21 protein-coding genes are annotated in these 22,716 nt (G+C 59.6%); 13 read left to right on the forward strand and 8 right to left on the reverse strand.

The genetic code is table 11. The annotated features are described in order from the left end of the window. Positions 1–8: 8 nt before the first annotated feature. Genes znuB through KBP52_RS18135 form a run of 3 tightly spaced genes read right to left on the reverse strand, consistent with a single transcriptional unit; the run spans position 9 to position 2,057 of the window. Positions 9–797 carry a zinc ABC transporter permease subunit ZnuB gene (znuB, locus tag KBP52_RS18125; protein ID WP_007911758.1) on the reverse strand — a complete coding sequence of 263 codons (789 nt, stop codon included), beginning with the start codon at positions 795–797 and terminating at the stop codon, positions 9–11. Beyond that, positions 790–1,575, reverse strand: coding sequence for a zinc ABC transporter ATP-binding protein ZnuC (gene znuC, locus KBP52_RS18130; protein WP_077575203.1), 786 nt, complete (start codon positions 1,573–1,575; stop codon positions 790–792). The genes znuB and znuC overlap by 8 nt, the downstream gene beginning before the upstream one ends. Next, on the reverse strand, positions 1,575–2,057 hold the full coding sequence (locus tag KBP52_RS18135) for a Fur family transcriptional regulator (protein ID WP_007911760.1): 483 nt from the start codon (positions 2,055–2,057) through the stop codon (positions 1,575–1,577). Before KBP52_RS18135 ends, znuC begins: the two co-directional genes overlap by 1 nt. 66 nt (positions 2,058–2,123) lie before the next feature. On the opposite strand from KBP52_RS18135, the gene KBP52_RS18140 reads away from it, so the two are divergent. After that, positions 2,124–3,044 carry a zinc ABC transporter substrate-binding protein ZnuA gene (locus KBP52_RS18140; protein WP_116028678.1) on the forward strand — a complete coding sequence of 307 codons (921 nt, stop codon included), beginning with the start codon at positions 2,124–2,126 and terminating at the stop codon, positions 3,042–3,044. A 170-nt stretch (positions 3,045–3,214) separates the two neighbouring features. Here the strand turns inward: KBP52_RS18140 and KBP52_RS18145 are convergent, their stop codons facing one another. After that, on the reverse strand, positions 3,215–4,168 hold the full coding sequence (locus KBP52_RS18145) for a homoserine kinase (RefSeq protein ID WP_212620686.1): 954 nt from the start codon (positions 4,166–4,168) through the stop codon (positions 3,215–3,217). Positions 4,169–4,229: 61 nt separating this feature from the next. After that, the gene (locus tag KBP52_RS18150; RefSeq protein WP_077575200.1) at positions 4,230–4,526 is read right to left on the reverse strand and encodes a DUF2782 domain-containing protein; all 297 of its coding nucleotides are present in this window, start codon (positions 4,524–4,526) and stop codon (positions 4,230–4,232) included. 74 nt (positions 4,527–4,600) lie between these two features. Between KBP52_RS18150 and polA the strand changes: the two genes are divergently transcribed. After that, positions 4,601–7,405, forward strand: coding sequence for a DNA polymerase I (gene polA / locus KBP52_RS18155; protein ID WP_212620687.1), 2,805 nt, complete (start codon positions 4,601–4,603; stop codon positions 7,403–7,405). A gap of 410 nt (positions 7,406–7,815) precedes the next feature. Here the strand turns inward: polA and yihA are convergent, their stop codons facing one another. Next, positions 7,816–8,457, reverse strand: a complete 642-nt coding sequence (gene yihA, locus KBP52_RS18160; RefSeq protein WP_007911767.1) for a ribosome biogenesis GTP-binding protein YihA/YsxC — start codon at positions 8,455–8,457, stop codon at positions 7,816–7,818. Positions 8,458–8,648: 191 nt separating this feature from the next. On the opposite strand from yihA, the gene KBP52_RS18165 reads away from it, so the two are divergent. The 7 genes from KBP52_RS18165 to KBP52_RS18195 all read left to right on the forward strand — a co-directional run bounded on the left by KBP52_RS18165 (position 8,649) and on the right by KBP52_RS18195 (position 15,972). Then, entirely contained in the window at positions 8,649–8,939 is a 291-nt protein-coding gene (locus KBP52_RS18165; RefSeq protein WP_016986444.1) for a c-type cytochrome, read from the forward strand. Between the two features lie 43 nt (positions 8,940–8,982). Next, complete coding sequence (locus KBP52_RS18170) at positions 8,983–9,594, forward strand: c-type cytochrome (protein WP_016986443.1); 612 nt, start codon at positions 8,983–8,985, stop codon at positions 9,592–9,594. Between the two features lie 200 nt (positions 9,595–9,794). Continuing rightward, positions 9,795–10,436, forward strand: a complete 642-nt coding sequence (locus KBP52_RS18175) for a thiol:disulfide interchange protein DsbA/DsbL (protein WP_077575197.1) — start codon at positions 9,795–9,797, stop codon at positions 10,434–10,436. Positions 10,437–10,450: 14 nt separating this feature from the next. Further along, complete coding sequence (locus KBP52_RS18180) at positions 10,451–11,329, forward strand: endonuclease/exonuclease/phosphatase family protein (protein WP_038364999.1); 879 nt, start codon at positions 10,451–10,453, stop codon at positions 11,327–11,329. Continuing rightward, positions 11,326–13,398: a GGDEF domain-containing protein gene (locus KBP52_RS18185; RefSeq protein WP_212620688.1), complete on the forward strand. Its 2,073-nt coding sequence runs from the start codon at positions 11,326–11,328 to the stop codon at positions 13,396–13,398. The genes KBP52_RS18180 and KBP52_RS18185 overlap by 4 nt, the downstream gene beginning before the upstream one ends. A 101-nt stretch (positions 13,399–13,499) precedes the next feature. Next, complete coding sequence (locus tag KBP52_RS18190) at positions 13,500–14,282, forward strand: N-acetylmuramoyl-L-alanine amidase (protein WP_212620689.1); 783 nt, start codon at positions 13,500–13,502, stop codon at positions 14,280–14,282. A gap of 76 nt (positions 14,283–14,358) precedes the next feature. Beyond that, the gene (locus KBP52_RS18195; protein ID WP_212623143.1) at positions 14,359–15,972 is read left to right on the forward strand and encodes an EAL domain-containing protein; all 1,614 of its coding nucleotides are present in this window, start codon (positions 14,359–14,361) and stop codon (positions 15,970–15,972) included. Here the strand turns inward: KBP52_RS18195 and KBP52_RS18200 are convergent. Continuing rightward, positions 15,969–17,759 (reverse strand): ATP-binding protein, encoded by a 1,791-nt coding sequence (locus KBP52_RS18200; protein ID WP_212620690.1) that lies wholly within the window; start codon positions 17,757–17,759, stop codon positions 15,969–15,971. The genes KBP52_RS18195 and KBP52_RS18200 overlap by 4 nt on opposite strands. Positions 17,760–17,769: 10 nt before the next feature. Further along, a complete protein-coding gene (gene algB / locus KBP52_RS18205) occupies positions 17,770–19,116 on the reverse strand; it encodes a sigma-54-dependent response regulator transcription factor AlgB (RefSeq protein WP_025112294.1) in 1,347 nt (448 codons plus the stop codon). A gap of 427 nt (positions 19,117–19,543) precedes the next feature. On the opposite strand from algB, the gene KBP52_RS18210 reads away from it, so the two are divergent. The 4 genes from KBP52_RS18210 (at position 19,544) to gltP (ending at position 22,565) form a co-directional block, all read left to right on the forward strand. Then, positions 19,544–19,828 carry a hypothetical protein gene (locus tag KBP52_RS18210; protein WP_077575192.1) on the forward strand — a complete coding sequence of 95 codons (285 nt, stop codon included), beginning with the start codon at positions 19,544–19,546 and terminating at the stop codon, positions 19,826–19,828. Between the two features lie 72 nt (positions 19,829–19,900). Next, the gene (locus tag KBP52_RS18215) at positions 19,901–20,065 is read left to right on the forward strand and encodes a DUF1328 domain-containing protein (protein WP_003177151.1); all 165 of its coding nucleotides are present in this window, start codon (positions 19,901–19,903) and stop codon (positions 20,063–20,065) included. Positions 20,066–20,067: 2 nt separating this feature from the next. Continuing rightward, on the forward strand, positions 20,068–20,532 hold the full coding sequence (locus KBP52_RS18220; protein ID WP_077575191.1) for an inhibitor of vertebrate lysozyme family protein: 465 nt from the start codon (positions 20,068–20,070) through the stop codon (positions 20,530–20,532). Positions 20,533–21,233: 701 nt separating this feature from the next. Further along, positions 21,234–22,565, forward strand: coding sequence for a glutamate/aspartate:proton symporter GltP (gltP, locus tag KBP52_RS18225; protein WP_034152229.1), 1,332 nt, complete (start codon positions 21,234–21,236; stop codon positions 22,563–22,565). Positions 22,566–22,716: the final 151 nt, after the last annotated feature.

The following is a 22,716-nucleotide window of genomic DNA, read 5'->3' on the forward strand; positions in this document are numbered from 1 at the left end:
GGCCAAGTCTACACCCCGCGGCGGGGCAGAACAAAACTCAGCAGAAACAGTGCGGCCGCCGTCACAACGATTGACGGCCCCGCCGGGGTGTCCTTGAACCACGACAACGCCAGCCCGCCACACACCGCGAGCATGCCCAGCAGGCTCGCGCCCAGTGCCATCTGCTCCGGCGAGCGGGCGTGACGCTGTGCCGCAGCCGCCGGAATGATCAACAGCGACGTAATCAGCAACACACCGACGATTTTCATCGCCACAGCGATCACCACCGCAATCAACAGCATCAGCGCCATGCGCAGGCCCGCGACCGGCAGGCCTTCGACCTTGGCCAATTCTTCGTGCACGGTAATCGCCAGCAACGGCCGCCACAGCGTCACCAGCAACACCAGCACCGCCGCACTGCCGCCGAGGATCCACGCCAGATCGGTCGGGCTGATCGCCAGCAGGTCGCCGAACAGATAGGCCATCAGGTCGATCCGCACTTCATGCATGAAGCTTAGTACCACCAGGCCGAGAGAGAGCGTGCTCGGTGCGAGAATTCCCAACAGCGTGTCGGACGCCAGCGGTTGGCGCTGTTGCAGCGTGACCAGCAGCACCGCCAGCAACAGACAGCCTACGGTGACCGCGACGGTCGGGCTGACATCCAGCAAAAAGCCCAGCGCCACGCCGAGCAGCGCGGCGTGGGACAGGGTATCGCCGAAATAGGCCATGCGCCGCCAGACCACGAACGAACCCAGCGGACCTGCAACGATCGCCAACGCCAGACCTGCAAGCAGGGCATACAACAGAAAATCAGCCATGCTTGCAGTTGTCTCCGTGAACGTGGGGTTGACCCGTTACCGGCCCTTTGACGACGGAGCCGTGCAGGTCGTGAGCGTGGTCGTGATGGTGGTGATAGACCGCTAGGCTCTGCGCGTTCTTGCCGAACAGTTCGACAAACGCCGGATCGCCGCTGACCTGCTCGGGATGCCCGGAGCAGCAGACGTGACGGTTGAGGCAGACCACCTGATCGGTGGTGCTCATCACCAGATGCAAATCGTGGGACACCATCAACACGCCGCAACCATGGCGATCGCGCAGACGAGTGATCAGGCTGTACAGCTCGGCCTGGCCGGCAACGTCGACGCCTTGTACCGGCTCATCGAGCACCAGCAGTTCCGGTTCACGCAGCAGCGCCCGAGCGAGCAGCACACGCTGCATTTCACCGCCGGAAACGCTTTGCACCGGGCTGTCGATAACGTGTTCGGCGCCAACTTCTTTCAATGCGCCCAGCGCACGCGGACGATCAACGCCCGGCACCAGCCGCAGAAAGCGCAGCACCGAAAGCGGCAGGGTCGGATCGACGTGGAGTTTTTGCGGCATGTAGCCAACGCGCAGTTTCGGCTTGCGCCAGACGCTGCCGCTGTCCGGTTTCAACAGGCCCAGCACGGCGCGCACCAGCGTGGTCTTGCCGGCGCCGTTGGGACCGATCAGGGTGACGATCTGCCCCGGCTCGACACTCAGCTCGATGTTGTCCAGCACGGTCTGCCCGGCAAATGTGACGGCGACCTGCTCCAGACGGATCAGCGCATTGCTCATCAAGCCCCCTGGCAACCGGAGCACAGGCCGACGACTTCGACGGTCTGCGCTTCGACAATGAAACCAACGTCTTTGGCGCTGTTGATGATCGCGTCGCTGATCACTTTTTGTTCAAGCTCGATGGCGGCGTGGCAATCGCGGCAGATCAGGAATTGGCCCTGATGCGCGTGTTCCGGATGCACGCAGCCGACAAAGGCGTTGAGCGAGGAGATGCGGTGCACCAGGCCGTTTTCCAGAAGGAAATCCAGCGCACGGTACACGGTCGGCGGCGCGGCGCGGCGGCCGTCCTGCTCGCTCAACACGGCAAGAATGTCGTAGGCGCCCAGCGGTTTGTGGCTCTGCCACACCAATTCCAGCACCCGGCGGCGCAACGCGGTCAGGCGCAAGCCTTTCTGGGCGCACAAGGTATCGGCCTCGGACAAAGCGCTGTGCACGCAATGAGAGTGGTCGTGGGGACGGCTGGCAATCGGTGTAATAGGCATGGGCGGCGACGAGTTTTGATAGAGACGTTATTATGTTACCCGTTCTCGCCTCCTTGAGTGGTCATCGTGTCCCGACTTTTTTCTGTTTTTGTGGCTTTTGTCGCCAGTTTCCTGCTGATCGGTTCGGCTCAGGCCGAGGTCAAAGTCCTCACCAGCATCAAACCGTTGCAGCTGATTGCAGCGGCCGTGCAGGACGGCGTGGCGATTCCCGAAGTGCTGCTGCCGCCGGGTGCTTCGCCACACAATTACGCCCTGCGCCCATCCGACGTACGGAAGGTGCAATCGGTGGATCTGCTCTACTGGATCGGCCCGGACATGGAAGGTTTCCTGCCACGCGTACTGAGCAGTCGTACGCTGCCGAGCGTCGCGGTGCAGGATTTGCCGGGGATGAAGCTGCGGCGTTTTGCTGAGGACAGCCACTCCCACGCCGAAGACGCCGACGAGCATGATCACGATCATCGTCCGGGCACACTGGATGCACATTTGTGGCTATCGCCGGTCAACGCGCGGGTGATTGCCGACAAAATGGCCGCAGACCTCAGCGCCGCCGACCCGGCTAACGCCGAGCGTTATCAGAGCAATGCCAAAACATTCGACGAGCGTCTGGACGCGCTGGATCAGCGTTTGAAGAAGCGTCTGGCCAGTGTTGAAGGCAAGCCGTACTTCGTCTTCCACGAGGCGTTTGATTACTTTGAAGAAGCTTATGGCCTGAAGCATGCCGGTGTGTTCAGCGTGGCCGCCGAAGTGCAGCCCGGTGCGCAGCATGTTGCGGCGATGCGCAAGCGCTTGCAGGAAGTGGGCAAGACTTGTGTGTTCAGTGAGCCGCCATTGCGGCCGCGTCTGGCGGAGACGCTGGTGGCGGGTTTGCCGGTGAAACTGGCTGAGCTGGATGCGTTGGGCGGGTACACCCCGGCGACGGCTCAGGGCTATGAGCAGGTGCTGGAGAAGTTGGGTAACGATTTGGCGGGATGCCTGGAATCGTTGTAACAACTCAATAAATGTGAGAGCGGCCTGCTCGCGAAAGCGGTGTGTCAGTCAATATAGAGACTGAATGTACCGACGTCTTCGCGAGCAGGCTCGCTCCCACATTAGATTTGTGCCCGGCCCAGAACCAATGTGGGAGCGAGCCTGCTCCGGGCGGCGTTCCGACGAAGCTTTTAAAGGGCGAAAGGCAACGGTGTACTGACCTGCTGCCGCTGCGCCAAGCGCTGCTCAAACTCCTGCGGATCGTGAATCAACACGTCCTGCCCGGCGAACTGCTCCGCCGCGATCAACCGCGACAGCCAGAACCGCACACACGCCACGCGCAGCATGGTCGGCCACAACTCAGCCTCCGCCGCCGTAAACGGTCGCAACGCCGCATAGGCGCCGAGAAACGCGCGGGCACGTGGGCCATCGATCAAACCTTCCTCGTCCGAACACCAGTCGTTCAAGGCAATCGCCACGTCGTACAGCATCGGCCCTGAGCAGGCGTTGTAGAAGTCGATCAGCCCGGTCAGGTGCGTGCCTTCGAACATCGCGTTGTCGCGAAACAGATCCGCATGAATGTTCGCCCGAGGCAGCGCAAGAATCTTGTCTTTGCGCTCGGTGATTTCATCCAGCGCCTTTTGCAGCAAGGCACGCGGTTCATCGCTCAGGTGCGAAAGAAACTCCGTGCCCTCCTCCAGCATCCAGTCGAGGCCACGATCGGTCTTGCGCTTGATCATGCGCTCGCCCTGGGTCGCCAGGTGCAGATGCGCCTGCAACTCGCCGACCTGCGCGCAATGCTGGGCATTGGCGACCTTGATGTGCTTGCCGGACAGGCGCGGTTGCAACAGTGCCGGCTTGCCTTTCAGCTCACGCAACGCCACGCCGTCGGTGGTGCGCAGTGCGTAAGGCACCGGCAAGTCGGCTTCATGCAACACGTCGAGCAGGTCGATGAAGAACGGCATCTCCTGCACCGGGCCGCGCTCGACCAGGGTCAGGACGAATTCGCCCTGCTCCAGGCTTATAAAGAAATTGGTGTTTTCGCTGCCGGCGGCGATCCCCTGGAAATCAAGCAGACGGCCAAGCCCGTAAGGGGCGAGAAAGGTTTCCAGCTCGGGCCGAGCCAGGGGAGTGAACACAGACATGGTTAAAAACTGCTCAGTTCAGGCGTCGCGGTCAGGCGACGCCGATTAAAAGTCGGGAAACTTACTTCCAGGTAAAGATTTCCCACGACGGAATCAGCATATCCGGCTGGTCGGAGCGAATGTAGTTCGCGTCCGTGCCATCGGCGCGCACCAGGAAATACGGTTTGCCACCCTTTGGCGTGACCTTGATCGCATAGACGAAGCCACTGCGACTGTATTCCTGGATGACCTTGTCGCCTTCCGTGTGCGTGTTGATCGTAACTTCCGGCTCCGAGGCAGGCGCATCATCCGCCGCCATCGCGGCCATAGGTGAGACAGCAATCAGACCGACCAGCAGCAAGCGATTTAACGTACGCATGATAACCTTGTCCCTTTGTCGTCAACGGTCCCGCTATTCTAGCGCCGGACCCGCCGAAAAGGTTGATCCTGCTCATGAGCCAAGCCCCCCTCGTCCTGGTGGACGGTTCGTCTTACCTGTACCGCGCGTTTCACGCGCTGCCACCACTGACCACTTCCAAAGGCCTGCCGACCGGTGCGGTCAAAGGCGTGCTGAACATGCTCAAGAGTCTGCGCAAGCAGTACCCGGACAGCCCGTTCGCCGTGGTGTTCGACGCCAAGGGTGGGACATTTCGCGATGAGATGTACGCCGAATACAAAGCCAATCGCCCAAGCATGCCCGACGACATGCGCGTGCAGATCGAGCCGCTGCACCAGAGCGTGATCGCCCTCGGTTTCCCGCTGCTGTGCGTGGAAGGCGTCGAGGCCGACGACGTCATCGGCACCCTCGCCCGCAGCAGCGCGGCGGCGGATCGCCCGGTGGTTATCTCCACCGGCGACAAGGACATGGCGCAACTGGTCGACGGCCACATTACCTTGGTCAACACCATGTCCGGTAGCTCGATGGACGTGGAGGGCGTTAAGGAGAAATTTGGCGTCGCACCGGAGCAGATCATCGATTATCTGGCGCTGATGGGCGATTCGTCCGACAACATTCCGGGCGTTCCGGGCATCGGCCCGAAAACTGCCTCCGGCCTGTTGGTCGGGGTCAATGGCGGCCTCACCGAGCTGTACGCCAATCTCGACATCGTCCCGACCCTGCCGATTCGCGGCGCGAAAACCCTGCCGGCCAAGCTCGAAGAGCACAAGGAGATGGCGTTCCTCTCCTATCAACTGGCGACCATCAAAGTCGACGTGCCGCTGGACGTCGAACTCGACGACCTGCAAATGGGCGCGGAAGACCCGGCCAAGCTCTACGAGCTGTACTCGCTGCTGGAATTCAAAAGCTGGATCAACGATCTGGATCGCGACGCCAAACGTCTGGAACTGAGCGCAGCCAGCGAGCCTGCGCCGGCTGGCGATCTGTTCAGCGCGCCAGCAGAGGAAGCGCCCGCCGCGCCTGCTGAAGCCGCGTACGAAACCATCCTCGATCAGGCGCGTTTCGACGTCTGGCTGGAAAAACTGAAGAACGCCAAACTGTTCGCCTTCGATACTGAAACCACCGGCATCGACGCACAGCAGGCGCAACTGGTCGGTCTATCGTTCGCCGTGCAGGCCAACGAAGCCGCGTACATCCCGCTGACCCACTCCTACATCGGCGTGCCGGAACAGCTGGATCGCGACACCGTGCTGCGCGCACTCAAGCCGATTCTCGAAGACCCGAGCAAACTCAAGGTCGGCCAGCACGCCAAGTTCGACATGAATATTCTGGCCAACTGCGCCATCGGTGGCGACCAGAACAACGGCATCACCGTGCGCGGCATCGCCTTCGACACGATGCTTGAGTCCTACGTGCTCAACTCCACCGCCACCCGTCACGACATGGACAGCCTCGCGCAGAAGTACCTGGATCACACCACCGTGAGCTTCCAGGACATCGCCGGCAAAGGCGCCAAGCAGCTGACCTTCGACCAGATCGCTTTGGAACAAGCCGGCCCGTACGCCGCCGAAGACGCCGACATCACCCTGCGTCTGCACCAGACCTTGTTCGAAAAACTCAGCGCCATTCCGAGCCTGGCCAGCGTGCTGACTGACATCGAAATCCCGCTGGTGCCGGTGCTGGCGCGTATCGAACGCCAAGGCGCGTTTGTCGACGCTGAGCTGCTCGGCATCCAGAGCATCGAGTTGGGCAACAAAATGGTCGCGCTGGAGCGCGAAGCGTTCGAGATCGCCGGGGAAGAATTCAATCTCGGCTCGCCGAAGCAACTGGGCGTGATTCTCTACGAGAAACTCGGCCTGCCAGTGCTGAAGAAGACCGCCAAAGGTCAGCCGTCCACTGCTGAAGAAGTGCTGGCGAAACTTGCTGAAGACGATCACCGCTTGCCGAAGGTGCTGATGGAGCACCGTTCGATGAGCAAGCTGAAAAGCACCTACACCGATCGCCTGCCGGAGCAGATCAACCCGCGCACCGGGCGTATTCACACCTCGTATCATCAGGCTGTAGCGTCGACCGGTCGCTTGTCCTCCAGCGATCCAAACCTGCAGAACATCCCGGTGCGTACCGCTGAAGGCCGGCGCATCCGTCAGGCCTTCGTCGCGCCAAAGGGCTATAAATTGCTGGCGGCGGACTATTCGCAGATCGAGCTGCGGATCATGGCGCACCTGTCCAAGGACGAAGGCCTGATGAACGCCTTCCGCAACAATCTGGACGTGCATACCGCGACCGCAGCCGAAGTGTTCAAGGTCGAGCTCAACGAAGTGACCTCCGACCAGCGCCGTGGCGCCAAGGCGATCAACTTCGGCCTGATCTACGGCATGGGCGCGCAGAAGCTCGGCAAGGACATCGGCGTCGACACCAAGACCGCCAAGGCTTACATCGACACCTACTTCGCCCGCTATCCGGGGGTTCGCGAATACATGGAGCGCACCCGCGCGCAGGCGGCGGATCAGGGTTATGTCGAGACCTTCTTCGGTCGTCGCCTGTACCTGCCGGAAATCAACTCGAACAAGCCGCAGGAGCGCGCCGCCGCCGAGCGCACGGCGATCAACGCGCCGATGCAAGGCACGGCGGCCGACATCATCAAGAAAGCCATGGTGGCGGTGGATAACTGGCTGGCGACGTCGGGGCTGGACGCCAAAGTCATCCTGCAGGTGCACGATGAACTGGTGCTGGAGGTTCGCGAGGATCTGGTCGACCAGGTCAGCGCCGAGATTCGCGTGCACATGAGCGAAGCGGCGAAGCTGGATGTACCGCTGCTGGTCGAAGTGGGTGTGGGCAACAATTGGGATGAGGCTCACTGAGCCATTTGATCTCGGTCTGCCGCGACCTGTTGTCGCGGCAACGCCGGTAAAACCTGCTTATTTCGAAAAGCGCTTGGGATTATTCCAAAGCTTTTTGAAAAAATTCTGAACTAATCTGGAAGGACACTACTCAGAGATACTGAATGGCTGGTGAAGCCCTTCGATGCTCCTATGTTGTGTTAAGTGTTGGCAGATATCTGAACCCCGCCCTAGCGGTTCGGAACTTAAACCCCGGAACTTCTCCCTCCCCAATGAAGTCCGGGGCTTTTTTTGCCCGAAAATTGGCTGTGGCACGCTCAGACTGCGTTGAAAGCACAGCTAAAAATGCTCATTTAGGTACCCTAAACTCCGCTTTTTAGCTGTGCTTTCGCCTTGCCTGAGCGCACCACAGCCAATTTTCTAATCCCTGTTTACTCAGCCGCCTCGGCACCCTTATCAGCCAGTTCCATCCAGCCGGCCAGTACAGTGTAGGCCTCTTCCAGGCCCATGCGTTTTGGCGCCGAGAACAGCTGGATGGTGACCAGGTCGCCCCAACCCTTGCGGATTTCCGACTGCACTTTGAGCAGGGTGTTCTTGGCTGCGCCGTAGGTGAGCTTGTCGGCCTTGGTCAGCAGGATGTGCATCGGCATGCCGGCCGCAACGGCCCAGTCGAGCATCAACAGGTCGAAGTCGGTCATTGGATGACGGATGTCCATCATCAAAATCAAACCCTTCAAACTCTCACGGCCACCGAGGTAAGCCTCAAGGTGACGCTGCCAGTGCATCTTCAGCGGGATCGGTACTTTTGCGTAACCGTAGCCCGGCAGGTCGACCAGACGGCGATCTTCGTCTAGCTTGAAGAAGTTCAACAGCTGTGTGCGACCCGGGGTTTTCGAGGTACGCGCCAGGCTGGCGTGAGTCAAAGTGTTCAGTGCGCTGGATTTGCCGGCGTTGGAACGACCGGCAAACGCCACTTCGAAGCCTTCGTCGTCAGGGCATTGATCGACTTTGGCGGCACTGAGCATGAACGTGGACTGTTGGCACAGGCCGAGGATGGGATTCTTGAGTTGCATGGGATTTCCGATGTGGGCGGCGCCGGGATTGGGCGCGGAACGCGGTGTCGCTTCCGTTTCAGTGACGCCAGTATATAATGCCGCAGATTTTGTGTGTGCTTTGTCCCAGCGTAGGATGAAGTTCACGAGAGCGACAGACCTTGATTGCGCATTAGAACGCAGAACGCTCTCAACCCTGAAAAGGTCGTTTTATGACGAAATGGCTGCTGGCTGCCGGAGTCTTGATGCCGCTTTACAGCGCACAGGCTACACAGGATCCGGAAGCTGTGTACAACCGTGTTTGTGGTGCCTGTCATTCCGGCCAACTACCCATGGCGCCCGAAAGAGGCGATCAGGAAGCTTGGACGCCGAGGTTGGCGAAAGGTATGGGGACGCTGGTGCAACACGTGACCCAGGGTTTCAAGGCGATGCCGCCGCGTGGTTTGTGCATGGACTGCAGTGCCGAGGATTACCAAGCCATCATCCTGTGGATGAGCGAGTAAACCCGGTCCATAACTTAACCCTTAGCCGTAGTTGGATTAGCTGATGAACAAATTGATCGTGAGTCTGCTGTTGACCGTGGGAATCTCAGGCTTCGCCCATGCTGCCGGTGATGCCGCAGCAGGCCAGGCAAAAGCCGCCGTATGTGGAGCCTGCCATGGCCCGGACGGCAACAGCATGGCGCCAAACTTTCCGAAACTGGCCGGTCAAGGTGAACGCTACCTGACCAAGCAACTGCACGACATCAAGTCGGGCAAGCGCACCGTTCTGGAAATGACCGGGCTGCTGACCAACCTGAGCGATCAGGACCTGGCCGACATCGCCGCCTACTTCGCCAGCCAGAAAGGCAGCGTCGGCGCCGCCGATCCGAAGATCGTCGCGCGCGGTGAAGCGCTGTTCCGTGGCGGCAACCTCGCCAAGGGCCTGCCAGCCTGCACCGGTTGCCACTCGCCGAACGGCGCCGGCAACGCCGCTGCCGGTTTCCCACACCTGGGTGGCCAACACGCTCAATACATCGCCAAGCAACTGACCGATTTCCGCAAGGAAGAAGGCGGCCGCAACAACGACGGCGACACCATGACCATGCAAACCATCGCCAAACGCCTGAGCGACGAAGACATCGCAGCGGTCTCCAGCTACATTCAGGGTCTGCACTAAGGCCTACGGATCGAGCACTGCAGGCGATGGACATCTCCTGCAACGTTAACGCTCGATTAATCCGTCGCAGCAAGTATAAAAAGGGTGGCTTTGGCCGCCCTTTTTTGTGGCCGCTACCGTTACACTACAGAACTCATGCCCGCCAGGATCTGTCTGAAAACAGGTCGCGCGAGGCGACCAAAATTGTCCAGGAGTAAAGCATGCGTAATCTGATCATCAGCGCCGCTCTCGTCGCTGCCAGCCTGTTCGGCGTGACCGCTCAAGCCGCCGAAGCACCTGCCGCCCCTTACGTGGAACTGGCCAACCCGGTGCCGGTTGCAGAGCCTGGCAAAATCGAAGTGGTCGAGCTGTTCTGGTACGGCTGCCCGCATTGCTACGCGTTTGAGCCGGTGATCAACCCATGGGTTGAAAAACTGCCCTCCGACGTCAACTTCGTGCGCATCCCGGCCATGTTCGGCGGCCCGTGGGACGCTCACGGTCAAATGTTCCTGACCCTGGAAGCGATGGGTGTCGAGCACAAGGTTCACAACGCCGTGTTCAACGCAATCCAGAAAGAACACAAGAAGCTGACCGACAAGAACGACATGGCTGACTTCCTCGCCACCCAAGGCGTGGACAAGGACAAGTTCCTCGCCACCTTCGACTCGTTCGCCATCAAAGGTCAGATCGTAAAAGCTCGCGAACTGGCCAAGAAGTACGAAATCACTGGCGTGCCAACCATGATCGTCAACGGCAAGTACCGCTTTGACATCGGCTCTGCCGGTGGTGCCGAGCAAGCGCTGCAACTGGCTGACCAACTGGTCGCCAAAGAGCGAGCGGCAACCAAGGCTGCTGCCAACTAAGCGCGGCAACCGCCATGCGCCGCTGGAAGTCTGAACGCATCGTTGGCCTGCATGATCCGCAGGTCAACGAGCATCACCTGGAGTCCACGGGTCTGCCCGCAGACCAGCGTTTGCGTCTGCTCAGTTTCAATATCCAGGTCGGCATCAGCACCGAGCGCTATCGGCATTACCTGACCCGTAGCTGGCAGCACCTGCTGCCGCACACCGGGCGCTCAGGCAATCTGCAAAAGATCGGTGACTTGCTGGGCGACTTCGATCTGGTCGCTCTGCAGGAAGCCGATGGCGGCAGCCTGCGTTCGGGCTACGTCAATCAGGTCGAACATCTGGCGCAACTCGGCGCCTTTCCCTACTGGTATCAACAACTCAATCGCAACCTCGGCCGACTCGCTCAGCACAGCAATGGCGTGCTCAGTCGTCTGAAACCGTCGGCGATTGAAGATCACCCGCTGCCCGGCCCGAAAGGTCGTGGAGCGATTCTGCTGCGTTTCGGCGAAGGCCCGGAAGCGCTGGTGGTGGTGATGATGCACCTGGCCCTTGGCGCGCGAACCCGCAGCCTGCAACTGGCCTATATTCGTGAGCTGATCGGTGGCTATAAACACCAAGTGTTGATGGGTGACATGAACACCCACGCCAGCGATCTGCTACAACATTCTCCGTTACGCGATCTCGGCCTGCTGGCCCCGCAGGTGGAAGCGACTTTCCCCAGCTGGCGCCCACAGCGTTGCCTTGATCATATTTTGCTCAGCCCGACCCTGACCCTGGAAAAGGTCGAAGTGCTGGCACAACCGATTTCCGATCACCTGCCGGTCGCGGTAGAGATTCGTCTGCCGGGTTCGCTCACGGCCGATGCATTGCCCGCGTTGAGTCCTGCCCCTCGCGGAACCCCTGAATGAGCGACGACGCCCAGCGCTGGAAAGAGAAGTACCTCAAAAGCATCGAACAACAGGACAAACTTGAACGCCGCTGGGCCGCCAGGCTCGATTTGCTGCGTCGCGGCCTGGTGCGCAGCACGCTGGCGGCCGAAGGCACCGATAAAGTCGTTGATCAGTGCATGAAAGAGATGCGCGACGTGGTGCGCACCGACGACATGGACGCCGGCCTCGCCGCCTTGCTGCCGCGTCTGGAAAAAGCCGTGCTCGATTCCGAGCAGCGTCGCGAAACCCGCATCGATCAGGTCAGTACCGCGCTGACGTCGCTGGTCACCCAGTTGCAGGCATTGCCGCTGCCGCGTGAAGTCGCTCAGCCACTGAAGAAGTTCGCCAAACAACTGGATGGCCGCGTCGGTTCGGCGCGGGAAATGCCATTGCTGTTAAGTGAGCTCAGCGGTTTGCAGGGCAAAGCGTTAAGTCAGTTGGACACCCCGGCAGAGCCGGGTCGCCCGGGTCTGCTGCAACGGCTGTTTGGTAGCCGCGACAGCGAAGAGGCGCCAGCGACAGAATCACCCGCGCCGCTGCAAGCCACGCCGCCGCAACCGCTTGCCCCATCGGCGCCCGAACCAGAAGCCGCACAGCCCGCCCCTGTCGCGGCGATCGAAGCCGTGACGGCAGCGCCTGCCATAGAAGCACCTGCAACTGCCGAAACAACGACGCCAGCCGCCCAGGCTCATTTGGCACCGGAAGCGGCAGAGGTGGTTACCTTTGTGCCACCGAAGGTTGTCAGCACAGTCAGCAGCCCTCCGCTCGAACCGCAGGCTGAGCACTTCGAGCCCGAGCCTGTTTTCGCCGCAGTTCCAGCTCAGACGCCCATCGCGCCTGCCGCCATCAACCCTGATGAACTGATCCACCCCGGCGATCCGACACCGCTGATCCTCGACAGCCTGCCACTGCCCGAGCCAATTGCCCAAGCGCTGGCCGCCATCGACCCGGAGCAGCCCGAGCACGACATCCTGTTCGCCCTGCCGGATACCCCGGAGCCGTCTTACAGCTCCGTGGCCAAACACATCGAAGACACCCTGATCGGGCTGCTCGACGACCTGACCCTGCCGGAACGTCACCGTCCACAAGCCGAAGCCATGCGTGAGCGGCTCAAACACGGTCTGAACTGGTACGAATTGATCCCGATCCTCGACGATCTGGCGACGTTGATGCTGGCGATCACCGACAGCGGTCAGCACGAATTCGAAGCCTACCTGCAGCAACTCAACGAACGCCTCGAAGCGTTCCAGAGCAATCTGCAGGCTGCCAGTGAAGGACATGCCGACAACAGCTCGGCGGCGCGGGCCATGGACACGCAGATCCGCGAGCAAGTCGATGGTTTGCAGACCAGCGTGCAGGAAGCGGCGGATCTGGAAGACCTCAAGCACGTGTTGGAGAACCATCTCGAAGGCCTGCTCGGCACCATGGACCAGCACCAGAAGCAGCGCGATGCCCGCGAACAGGAAGTCGCCACGCGGCTCAAAAGCCTGTCCGAACGCGTGGCGCATATGGAGCAGGAAGCCCAGGGTTTCCGCGAACATCTTGAAGTACAAAGACAGAAAGCCTTGATCGATCCGCTCACCGGCCTGCCCAATCGCGCTGCGTGGAGCGAACGCCTCGAGCATGAAATCAAGCAGTGGCAACAGCATGGCAACACCCTGAGCCTGGCCATGCTCGACCTCGATCACTTCAAACGCATCAACGACAACTACGGCCATTTGGCCGGCGATAAGGTGCTGAAGATCATTGCCACCGTGTTGCGCAAACGCCTGCGCGGCTCGGACTTCATTGCCCGTTTCGGCGGGGAAGAGTTCGTTCTGTTGATGCCGGCAACGCCGCCGGCAGTCGGCGCCAAACTGTTGGAAACCCTGCGCGCAGCGATCGAAGCCTGCCCTTTCCACTTCAAGGGCGAGCGCGTGACGATCACCATTTCCATGGGACTGGCAACATTCCGCGCTGGAGAACACAGCGATCTGGTGCTGAAAAGAGCCGATCAGGCGCTTTACCGCGCTAAAAATGCAGGACGCAACCGGGTCGAGCTGGGCTGAGCAAATTGTTCCATTTTGTTTAAATCCGCCCGCTGACCGTCGAGACGCAAGGCAGTACGTTACACTGTTGCATTACTGTCTTGCGTGTACTGCCTTCTGCCATGAAATTCTTTGCCCTCCTCGCGTCGCTGCTCGTTCTGGCCGGTTGTGCCAGCAGCCCGCGTTATGACACCAGCCATCCTTCGGCCAATTACGACAGCCGCATTCAGTTTGTGGTCGTGCATTACACGTCGGCCTCGCTGGAGCGCTCGCTGCAACTGCTGACCCACGGCGAAGTCAGCAGCCATTACCTGATCGGCGACGACAAGAGCGGCACTGTCTACAAGCTGATGGATGAAAACCAGCGCGCCTGGCACGCCGGCGAAAGCCAATGGCAAGGCCGCACCTGGCTCAACTCCAGCTCGATCGGCATCGAAATCGTCAATCCGGGCTTCAAGGACACGCCGACCGGGCGGCTGTGGTATCCGTACAGCGAAGCGCAGATTCAATCATTGATCGTCCTGCTCAAAGACATCAGCAAACGCAATGGCATCAGCCCGCGACACATCATCGGCCATAGCGACATCGCGCCGCTGCGCAAGCTTGATCCCGGGCCGTTGTTTCCGTGGAAACGCCTGGCCGCGGAGAGTTTGGGTGTGTGGCCGAATGAACAGGCAGTGGCGCGCCAGCAAATGCTCTTCACCAACGGCGAACTGCCGAGCATCAGTTGGTTCCAGGCGCAATTGGCGCACCTTGGTTATGACACGCCGCAAACCGGCGAACTGGACGTTGCGACGCGCCACGTCCTCGCAGCCTTCCAGATGCACTTCCGGCCTTCGCGCTTCGACGGCACGCCGGATGCGCAAACGGCAGCGCTGCTGCTGGTCCTCAATCAGACAAAATAATGACGCCCGCCCGACGGTCAGGGCGAAATCGCAATCAGCAGCTATAACTCATTGGTAATTCTTCGGATATTCCATGATGGTTGCTACCCGAGAGACGCTGCGTAGCTGGTTCTATCGCCCGTGGTTTTTGGCGATGATCGCGGCTGTCCTCAGTGCCTGCCTGCTGATCGCCGGCGGAATGTTCGTGGCCATGCGTCAGGTCGAGCAAAGCGAAAGTCAGGAAATGAACGCGCAAGGCGAACGTTTCCTCGCCCGCCTCGAACAATTGTTCGGCCAGTTGCGCGAAAGTCTCGACGATCTCGAAGCGCAGCCATTGCGCAGTTGTGACGATGAAATGATCGCGACCCTGCAGCAAGTCACCTTCAACTATCGCTTCGTCTACGAAGCGGCTTACATGGACGCCACGCGTATCTGCTCCAACCGCCCACGTCAGGAAGGCGTGTCGGTGGTACGGGCGCCGGATATCAGAGGGCCGACTTACAGCTATTGGCTCAATACCACCACCGAACCCGATGAAAACCGCGCCGCGCTGATGCTGGGTCGCGGCAATTTTCGTGTGGCCACATCACGCGGGCATCTGACCGACATGGTCGATCTGTCGCCCGGCAGCAGCCTACTGGTAGTACTCGATCATGGTACCCGGGCGATCCCGGTGCTCGGCACGGCGCAGGCCTGGCCACCGACCGAACATTGGCCACCGAAAAGTCGCGAGTCATTACAGGTCACTCAGACTCGGCTGATCTACCGCATGCCCACCAACAATCCGGAATATCAACTGGTGCTGATCACGCCGCGCACCGGCATGCACATCCCTGCGATCTGGTGGTGGATGGTTCCGGCCTGCCTATTGCTCGGCGCATTCTTAGGGTTCTTTGTGTTCTTGCTGGTGCGCCAGCGCCAATCGCTGGACGCAGAACTCAATGGCGCCATTCGTCGGGGCGAGCTGCAGGTGCTCTATCAGCCGATCTTCGATCTCGACAGCCGCAACTGCGTCGGCGCCGAAGCCCTGCTGCGTTGGCGCCGCCCGGACGGCACGCTGACCAGTCCCGACCTGTTTATCCCCATGGCGGAGAACACTGGGCAGATTCGCCAGATGACCGACTTTGTCCTCCAGCGTTTGCTGGAACAACTGGGTCCGGTGCTGCGGGCCAATCCGCAACTGTATATCTCGGTTAACCTCGCCGCCTGCGACGTGATGGTGCCGCGCATCGGTCTGGTCATGGCGCGCTTGCTCACATTGCATCGAGTCGCCGCACGGCAGATTGCCTTCGAGGTCACCGAACGTGGCTTGATTGACGTGGTGGTGGCGCGGGAAAACCTGCAAGCCTTGCGCGATGTCGGCCATCAGGTATTGATCGACGATTTCGGCACCGGCTATTGCAGCCTCGCCTACCTGCAAACCTTGCCGGTCGATTGCCTGAAGATCGACAAGGCCTTTATCGACGCCCTCGGCCATGACGCAGCGAGCAGCGGCGTCGCCCCGCACATCATTCATATGGCCCAGGCGCTGGATCTGAAGGTGATTGCCGAAGGCATCGAACTGGAATCACAGGCTGAACTGCTCAGTAGCGAAGGGGTGAAATTCGGTCAAGGCTGGTTGTTCGCCCATGCGCTGAGCGCGGTGCAGTTCATCGAACTCATCACTCGTGGCCGACGCCTCGCGGGAAGGCGTATGGACGACGAAGCCTAAACGGCGAGCGCCATATAGAACTGCGTACCCTGCCCCGGCCGCGAATAAACGCCCATGCGTCCGCCATGCAACTGGACGATTTCTTTGCACAGCGCCAGACCAAGCCCGGCGCCGCCCTTTTTGCGGCCGACCTGCACGAACGGCTCGAAGATCCGTCCTTGCTGGCCGTAGGCGATGCCTTCGCCATTGTCTTCGACGCTGATGATCACTCGCTCGCCATGTCGTCGCGCCTGCAAACGGATCTGACCGTCGCGGGCGGTATGGCGCAGGGCGTTGTCGATCAGGTTGTCGAGCACGCGATCGAGTTGCGCCTGATCGGCCTGCAAACGTGGTAGCGGTCCCTGTACTTCGACATTCAGGGCGATGCCCTTGGCCGCCGCCGAGTCGGCAAAACGCAATTGCGCCTGCTCCAGCAAATCTTCGATGGAGCACGGCGCCAGTGTGAGTTTCTGCAGGCCATTCTGATAACGCGAGAAGTTGAGCAAGTCATTGATCAACTGCATCAGACGCTGCATTTCCTCGTTCACGGTGTCGAGCAGATCAGCCTCGCGGGACTCCGCTGGAAACTTCGCCCGCTCGCGGAACAAACCGAACGCCATGTGCATACCGGTGACCGGCGTGCGCAGTTCGTGGGAGGCGCGCAAGACGAATTCACTGCGCACCCGCTCGAAGGCGCGCTGCTCGGTGACATCGTGCAGCACCATCACCGCGCCGAGAATATGCCCTTGGGTGTGACTGACCGGGGTCAGGCTGTAGGTCAGCAGGCGTGATTCGCCGTCGACCTCGATACTCAAATCTTCCGGCGCCCGCTCCAGCGTGCCGCCGCGCAGCACCAGTTGCAGCTGCGCATCCAGCTCTGGGCGTTCCAGCGCCGTGCCCAGCCCCTGGCCAAGACGATCATCGTCCCAGCCCAATTGGCGCTGAGCCACTGGATTGAGGTGCTCCAGATTTCCCTGACGGTCGATCATCAGCAAGCCGTCATCGATGCTGTCGAGCACCGCTTGCAAGCGTTGCTGGCCGGCGAGCAATTCATCGACGTTGGTCGCCTGATGCTCGCGCAGTGCCTCAGCCATCAGGCCGAAGCGTTTGGTCAGCTGATTCATTTCCATCGCTGACGAAATCGGCAGGGTCACTTCAAAATTGCCTTGGCCGATATTGTCCGCCGCTTTCGCCAGCGCCTCGATCGGCGCGCCAAAACGCCTGGCAATGCCGTGGGCCGTGATGAAACCGATGATCAGCACCGCCAACCCGACAAATCCCAGCAGACCGGCAATCAACAAGGCACGGTCACGCGCCTCACGCTGTACCGCGTTGATGTTGTCCAGTGCATGCTTGTGTTCGGTGATCAGTCCGTTGCGCAACGTGTTGAAGCGCTCCCGGAATTCGGCGCTGCTACTCATCGAGCTGGCCGGGTCACGGGACAAATCGAAAGCTTCGAGGAAACTCAGATAATCCGCTTTTGCCCGACTGAAGCCGTATAGCCGACCATCGCCCTCTTGCTCTTGGGCGATGCCTTGGTCCAGCAATTCGAAGTAATGCTGTTTTGACGCTTCGAACGCCACGGGATCAGGCTTTTCCGCGAGCATGATGATCAGTTGATCACCCAGCGTCTGGCGCAACTTGAGCCCCAGATCCAGAGTGACGAAGTTGCTGCGCACCAACGCTTCTTGAGTGCCGGCCATCTGCATCACGCTGACCAGCCCGAGCAACAGCCCGAGCAAGGCCACGGTGATCAGCGCGGAAATGCTCAAGAACAAACGGGTCCGCAACTTCATCGCCAGTTTCATCGCCGGACACTCACAGGTTGTACTGCTTGCGCTTGCGGTACAGGGTCGAAGCGTCGATGCCGAGGGTTTTTGCCGCTTGATCCAGGGTGCCGGCAGTAGCGAGAACCGCACCGATGTGGGCCTTTTCCAACTCGTCGAGACTCAACGCCGCACCGACGCGAGGAGCGTTGTTGGCCGGTTGCTCGGCCATGCCGAGGTGGCTGATTTCCACGCGTTCCTGCGGGCAGATGATGCTCGCCCGCTCGACCACGTTACGCAGCTCACGAATGTTGCCCGGCCAGCGGTAGCCCAGCAGCGCCTCGCGAGCCTCGTCGCTGAAGCCCCGTGCCGGACGTGCGTACTCTTTGACGAAACGGGCGAGGAAGCGATCGGCCAGGGTCAGAATGTCCTCGGCGCGCTCGCGCAGTGGCGGCAGGTGCAGGGTGATGACGTTCAGGCGATAGAGCAGGTCTTCACGGAAACGCCCGTCACGGACCATGTCTTCGAGATTGAGATTGGTCGCCGCTAGAATGCGCACGTCGGCCCGGCGGGTGACCGGATCCCCTACCCGCTCGTATTCCTTGTCCTGAATGAAACGCAGCAATTTGGGTTGTAATGTCAGGGGAAAGTCGCCGATCTCGTCGAGAAACAGCGTGCCGCCGTCCGCCTGATTGACTCGCCCCAAGGTGCTTTCGCTGGCCCCGGTAAACGCACCGCGACTGTGACCGAACAGCTCGCTCTCCATCAATTCCGCCGTCAGCGACGGGCAGTTGATGGTCACGCAGGATTTCTTCTCGCGTTTGCTCCAGCCATGAATCGCTCGGGCCAGCTCACCTTTACCGGTACCGGACTCGCCGAGGATCAGAATGTTGGCGTCAGTGCTGGCAACCTGGCGGGCCGTTTCCAGGACAACTTTCATCGCTGGGCTGTGGGAATCGAGGCCATCCTTCGGTTTGCGGATCTCGCCTTCCAGCGCTTCGAGGCGCGCCGACAGTTGGCGCACTTCCAGTTGCTTGGCGGTGGCCAGACGCAACTGATCCGGGCTGCACGGTTTGACCAGATAGTCGGCGGCGCCGGCCTGGATCGCATCCACGGCAGTGTCGACGGCCGAATGCGCAGTGACGATCACCACACGCATCCATGGCGCCTGAATGCGCATCTGCGCCAGCACGTCGAGACCGTTGTCTTCGCCCAAGCGTAAATCAAGGAAGCACAGGTCGAAGACCTGACGTTGCAACAAGGCGTCAGCCTGGGCCGCGCTGTTGGCTGTGGCGACCGTATAGCCTTCATCTTCGAGGCAATAACGGAAAGTACGCAGGATGGCGGATTCGTCGTCCACCAGCAGAATGCGGCCTTGATGCTCAGTGGCAGATTCCATTTTTCCTACGCTCCATAGTGATTGGTCTTGGGTTAGTCCCGGAAAAATCGGGCAAGTTGCATGGTTGATTCTGAACGATGCCAGCCATAGGAGGGTAGCTCTCTCCTGCCTTTACGGCCAATACGTTGATTTTGTTGGTTTTTTAAACAAATACCGATTTGCAGGGAATTCCCTGCGTACTTTTCTGACATCTGCGCCCCGCTCTCAATTCCATAAGAATGAAATCTCCTACGAAAAAATCGTGCATTGCGCACGATCCCAGATGACCCATCGTGCAGGATGCGTCGCAAACGATTTTCTGCATACGCATAACTTATTGATTTTATTGGATATTTTTCAATTAAAAAACTGGCATGCAGGCTGCAATATCTTACTCAGCCCGGGCAGAAATGAACTGCCCCAACCGAATAAGAGTGAGGAACCCAGGATGACTCGCCAACGTGCCGCCCAAGTGCGTATCTCGCCACTGCACATCCAGCAAGGTCTGTTTGGCGTATTGGCGCTGTTGATCACCCTGATCGCCTGCCAGCAATACCTGCGCTGGGAAAACAGCCAGCAGGCTGAGCCGCTGATTTCGATCCAGCACAACACGCAAACGCACTTCAGCGCCGTAAGCAGCAGCCAGGCCGAGAGCGCCTCGATGCGCATGATGGATGTCGATCAGGCGCAGCCACTGGATCAACTGCCACGTGAAGAGCGTTGGGTTTTCTAAAGAGCAAACGAATTCGGGCGCACAGCGCCGGAACACGTAACACCCCTAAATAGAGAAGTAAGGAGAATCACCATGTTGAGCTGGGCAATTACATTCTTGATCATTGCCATCATCGCCGCAGTACTGGGCTTCGGTGGTATCGCGGGCACCGCCACGGGTATCGCCAAGATTCTCTTTGTCGTGTTCCTGGTGATGTTCATCGCTTCCTTCTTCTTTGGCCGTCGCGGCCGAGGTTGACGATGAGTGCTTTGAAGACACTGGCAGCCGCCCTGCTTCTGGGCGGTAGTGCCATGGCGATGGCGGCCAACGACGGCCAGGCGCGGGTCAACGAACTGCTCGCCTCTGACGAGCAGTACCGTGAAACCTGGGAAGGCGTAATCAAGAAAGAAGAGCGCGTACCGGAATGGGTGATCAACCTGTCCGGGACCTCCGAACAACAGATGAACGCGGTTACTGAGGACGACGAGAAATACTTGGTCGGCCCGCTCTGCGAGAATCAGGACAAGTGCCTGAATCATCGATTGATCGTCGCATTCAGTTTTGACAAGGATGACGCCTACGCCATGCTGGTTGATGTGCCTGAAGGCCTTCCGCAAGACAAGTCACCGACGCGACATGCGACCTATCGCTTCTTCGGCAAACCCGACCAAGGTATGCAGGATCTACTGATGGAAACCCTGAAGAAAGATCCGAAGTGGTATTGATTTGAACATGAGGGCAGCGCCCTGCTGCCCTCCATTGCGCCCACCTGAGGAAGGCCGGCGCATGACCAAGGGGCCGGGACGTTCTGACTGTTGCAGGGTCGGAGTGACCTACGGGTACAGGGAGTGCCTGCGCAAGGGCCGGGTCAGGGTAAAAGCTGCGCCGCAGGTTCGCCGACCCACAGTGGTTCGACGGACTTGCGCTGAGCTTTCAATCAGATAAAACGTTGATCCAGAGCGTCCAGCTCGTTCCTTTTATCGCTGACACTGCGCGCGAAAACATTACGCGGTGTTTCCTGGCGACCGTATATCGACAAAAAAACCGTTTAAACAGTAGGACTTCTAGTCTTCCAACGTAGGCTTTTTCCTAAGTTTTTAGTCGATTTTTCTTGTTCAAAAAACAACCAACCTTCGCTGTGATGACCGGTTCACGGCACTTATGCCGGCCGAAATGTCACAATCGAACCGGTTGGGACGCCAGTTTCATTAAAAAAAGCTCATGCCGATTCGGCATAGGGTAGGCGTTTACGGCATTAGACGGCGCAACCTTGCATCGGAATAGTTGCGCCTTTTTTCGCCTGCCGAAGAGCCGTAATCACGCGCTTCGGGGCACCTTATACGGAGGCAGATGCACAGACTTTTCCGCTAATGAGCGTTCCAGTTCCTGCATGTGCCTGAGTCAAACGCAAGTAAGGGTAAAGATAATGAAGAAGGCAAAAATTAGCCTCGCCTGGCAGATCCTCATCGGTCTGGTTTTGGGTATTGCAATTGGTGCGTTGCTCAACCATTTCAGTGCCGAGAAGGCCTGGTGGATCAGCAACGTCCTGCAACCGGCAGGCGATATCTTTATCCGTCTGATCAAGATGATCGTGATTCCGATCGTCATCTCTTCCCTGATCGTCGGCATCGCCGGCGTGGGCGACGCCAAGAAGCTCGGGCGTATCGGCCTGAAGACGATCATCTATTTCGAAATCGTCACCACCATCGCCATCGTCGTAGGCCTGCTGCTGGCCAACCTGTTCCATCCGGGCACAGGCATCGACATGAGCACCCTCGGCACGGTGGATATCTCCAAGTACCAGGCAACCGCCGCCGAGGTACAGCATGAACACGCGTTCATCGAGACCATCCTCAACCTGATCCCGTCGAACATCTTCGCGGCCATGGCCCGCGGCGAAATGCTGCCGATCATCTTCTTCTCCGTGCTGTTCGGTCTCGGTCTGTCGAGCCTGCAGTCGGACCTGCGCGAGCCGCTGGTGAAGATGTTCCAGGGCGTCTCGGAAAGCATGTTCAAAGTCACCCACATGATCATGAACTATGCGCCGATCGGCGTATTCGCACTGATCGCGGTGACCGTCGCCAACTTCGGCTTCGCCTCACTGCTGCCGCTGGCCAAACTGGTGATCCTGGTTTACGTCGCCATCGCCTTCTTCGCCTTCGTGGTGCTGGGCCTGATCGCCAAGCTGTTCGGCTTCTCGGTGATCAAGCTGATGCGCATCTTCAAGGATGAGCTGGTGCTGGCCTACTCCACCGCTTCTTCGGAAACCGTGCTGCCACGCGTGATCGAGAAGATGGAAGCCTACGGCGCGCCGAAAGCCATCTGCAGCTTCGTGGTACCGACCGGTTATTCGTTCAACCTCGACGGTTCGACCCTGTACCAGTCCATCGCGGCGATCTTCATCGCTCAGCTGTACGGCATTGATCTGTCGATCAGCCAGCAGCTGCTGCTGGTCCTGACCCTGATGGTCACCTCCAAAGGCATCGCCGGCGTACCGGGCGTGTCCTTCGTGGTGCTGCTGGCGACCCTCGGCAGTGTTGGTATTCCGCTGGAAGGTCTGGCGTTCATCGCCGGTGTCGACCGCATCATGGACATGGCGCGTACTGCACTGAACGTGATTGGTAACGCCCTGGCGGTACTGGTTATCGCACGTTGGGAAGGCATGTACGACGATGCCAAGGGCCAGCGCTACTGGAACTCCCTGCCGCACTGGCGCAGCAAGGAAAAACTGCCAGCGGGCGAAATCTCGAAGAACTGACACAAATCCCTGTAGGAGTGAGCCTGCTCGCGATGAGGGCTGTACATTCAACATCTCTGTTGTCTGATACACCACGATCGCGAGCAGGCTCACTCCTACAGTGGACCGAGTCAGCCATACGAACCCCGGAGAAATCCGGGGTTTGTCGTTT

Origin of the sequence: Pseudomonas sp. SCA2728.1_7 (assembly GCF_018138145.1) — a bacterium.
In the GTDB taxonomy this organism is placed as follows: Bacteria; Pseudomonadota; Gammaproteobacteria; order Pseudomonadales; family Pseudomonadaceae; genus Aquipseudomonas; species Aquipseudomonas koreensis_A.

Coding starts and splice junctions, on each gene's coding strand:
- polA (WP_212620687.1), top strand. CDS start 4,601: ATGAGCCAAGCCCCCCTCGTCCTGGTGGACGGTTCGTCTTACCTGTAC.
- KBP52_RS18145 (WP_212620686.1), bottom strand. CDS start 4,168: ATGTCTGTGTTCACTCCCCTGGCTCGGCCCGAGCTGGAAACCTTTCTC.
- yihA (WP_007911767.1), bottom strand. CDS start 8,457: ATGCAACTCAAGAATCCCATCCTCGGCCTGTGCCAACAGTCCACGTTC.
- KBP52_RS18200 (WP_212620690.1), bottom strand. CDS start 17,759: ATGAAACTGGCGATGAAGTTGCGGACCCGTTTGTTCTTGAGCATTTCC.
- KBP52_RS18195 (WP_212623143.1), top strand. CDS start 14,359: ATGGTTGCTACCCGAGAGACGCTGCGTAGCTGGTTCTATCGCCCGTGG.
- znuC (WP_077575203.1), bottom strand. CDS start 1,575: ATGAGCAATGCGCTGATCCGTCTGGAGCAGGTCGCCGTCACATTTGCC.
- KBP52_RS18165 (WP_016986444.1), top strand. CDS start 8,649: ATGACGAAATGGCTGCTGGCTGCCGGAGTCTTGATGCCGCTTTACAGC.
- KBP52_RS18135 (WP_007911760.1), bottom strand. CDS start 2,057: ATGCCTATTACACCGATTGCCAGCCGTCCCCACGACCACTCTCATTGC.
- KBP52_RS18180 (WP_038364999.1), top strand. CDS start 10,451: ATGCGCCGCTGGAAGTCTGAACGCATCGTTGGCCTGCATGATCCGCAG.
- KBP52_RS18220 (WP_077575191.1), top strand. CDS start 20,068: ATGAGTGCTTTGAAGACACTGGCAGCCGCCCTGCTTCTGGGCGGTAGT.
- gltP (WP_034152229.1), top strand. CDS start 21,234: ATGAAGAAGGCAAAAATTAGCCTCGCCTGGCAGATCCTCATCGGTCTG.
- znuB (WP_007911758.1), bottom strand. CDS start 797: ATGGCTGATTTTCTGTTGTATGCCCTGCTTGCAGGTCTGGCGTTGGCG.
- KBP52_RS18175 (WP_077575197.1), top strand. CDS start 9,795: ATGCGTAATCTGATCATCAGCGCCGCTCTCGTCGCTGCCAGCCTGTTC.
- KBP52_RS18150 (WP_077575200.1), bottom strand. CDS start 4,526: ATGCGTACGTTAAATCGCTTGCTGCTGGTCGGTCTGATTGCTGTCTCA.
- KBP52_RS18215 (WP_003177151.1), top strand. CDS start 19,901: ATGTTGAGCTGGGCAATTACATTCTTGATCATTGCCATCATCGCCGCA.
- KBP52_RS18190 (WP_212620689.1), top strand. CDS start 13,500: ATGAAATTCTTTGCCCTCCTCGCGTCGCTGCTCGTTCTGGCCGGTTGT.
- KBP52_RS18170 (WP_016986443.1), top strand. CDS start 8,983: ATGAACAAATTGATCGTGAGTCTGCTGTTGACCGTGGGAATCTCAGGC.
- KBP52_RS18185 (WP_212620688.1), top strand. CDS start 11,326: ATGAGCGACGACGCCCAGCGCTGGAAAGAGAAGTACCTCAAAAGCATC.
- algB (WP_025112294.1), bottom strand. CDS start 19,116: ATGGAATCTGCCACTGAGCATCAAGGCCGCATTCTGCTGGTGGACGAC.
- KBP52_RS18210 (WP_077575192.1), top strand. CDS start 19,544: ATGACTCGCCAACGTGCCGCCCAAGTGCGTATCTCGCCACTGCACATC.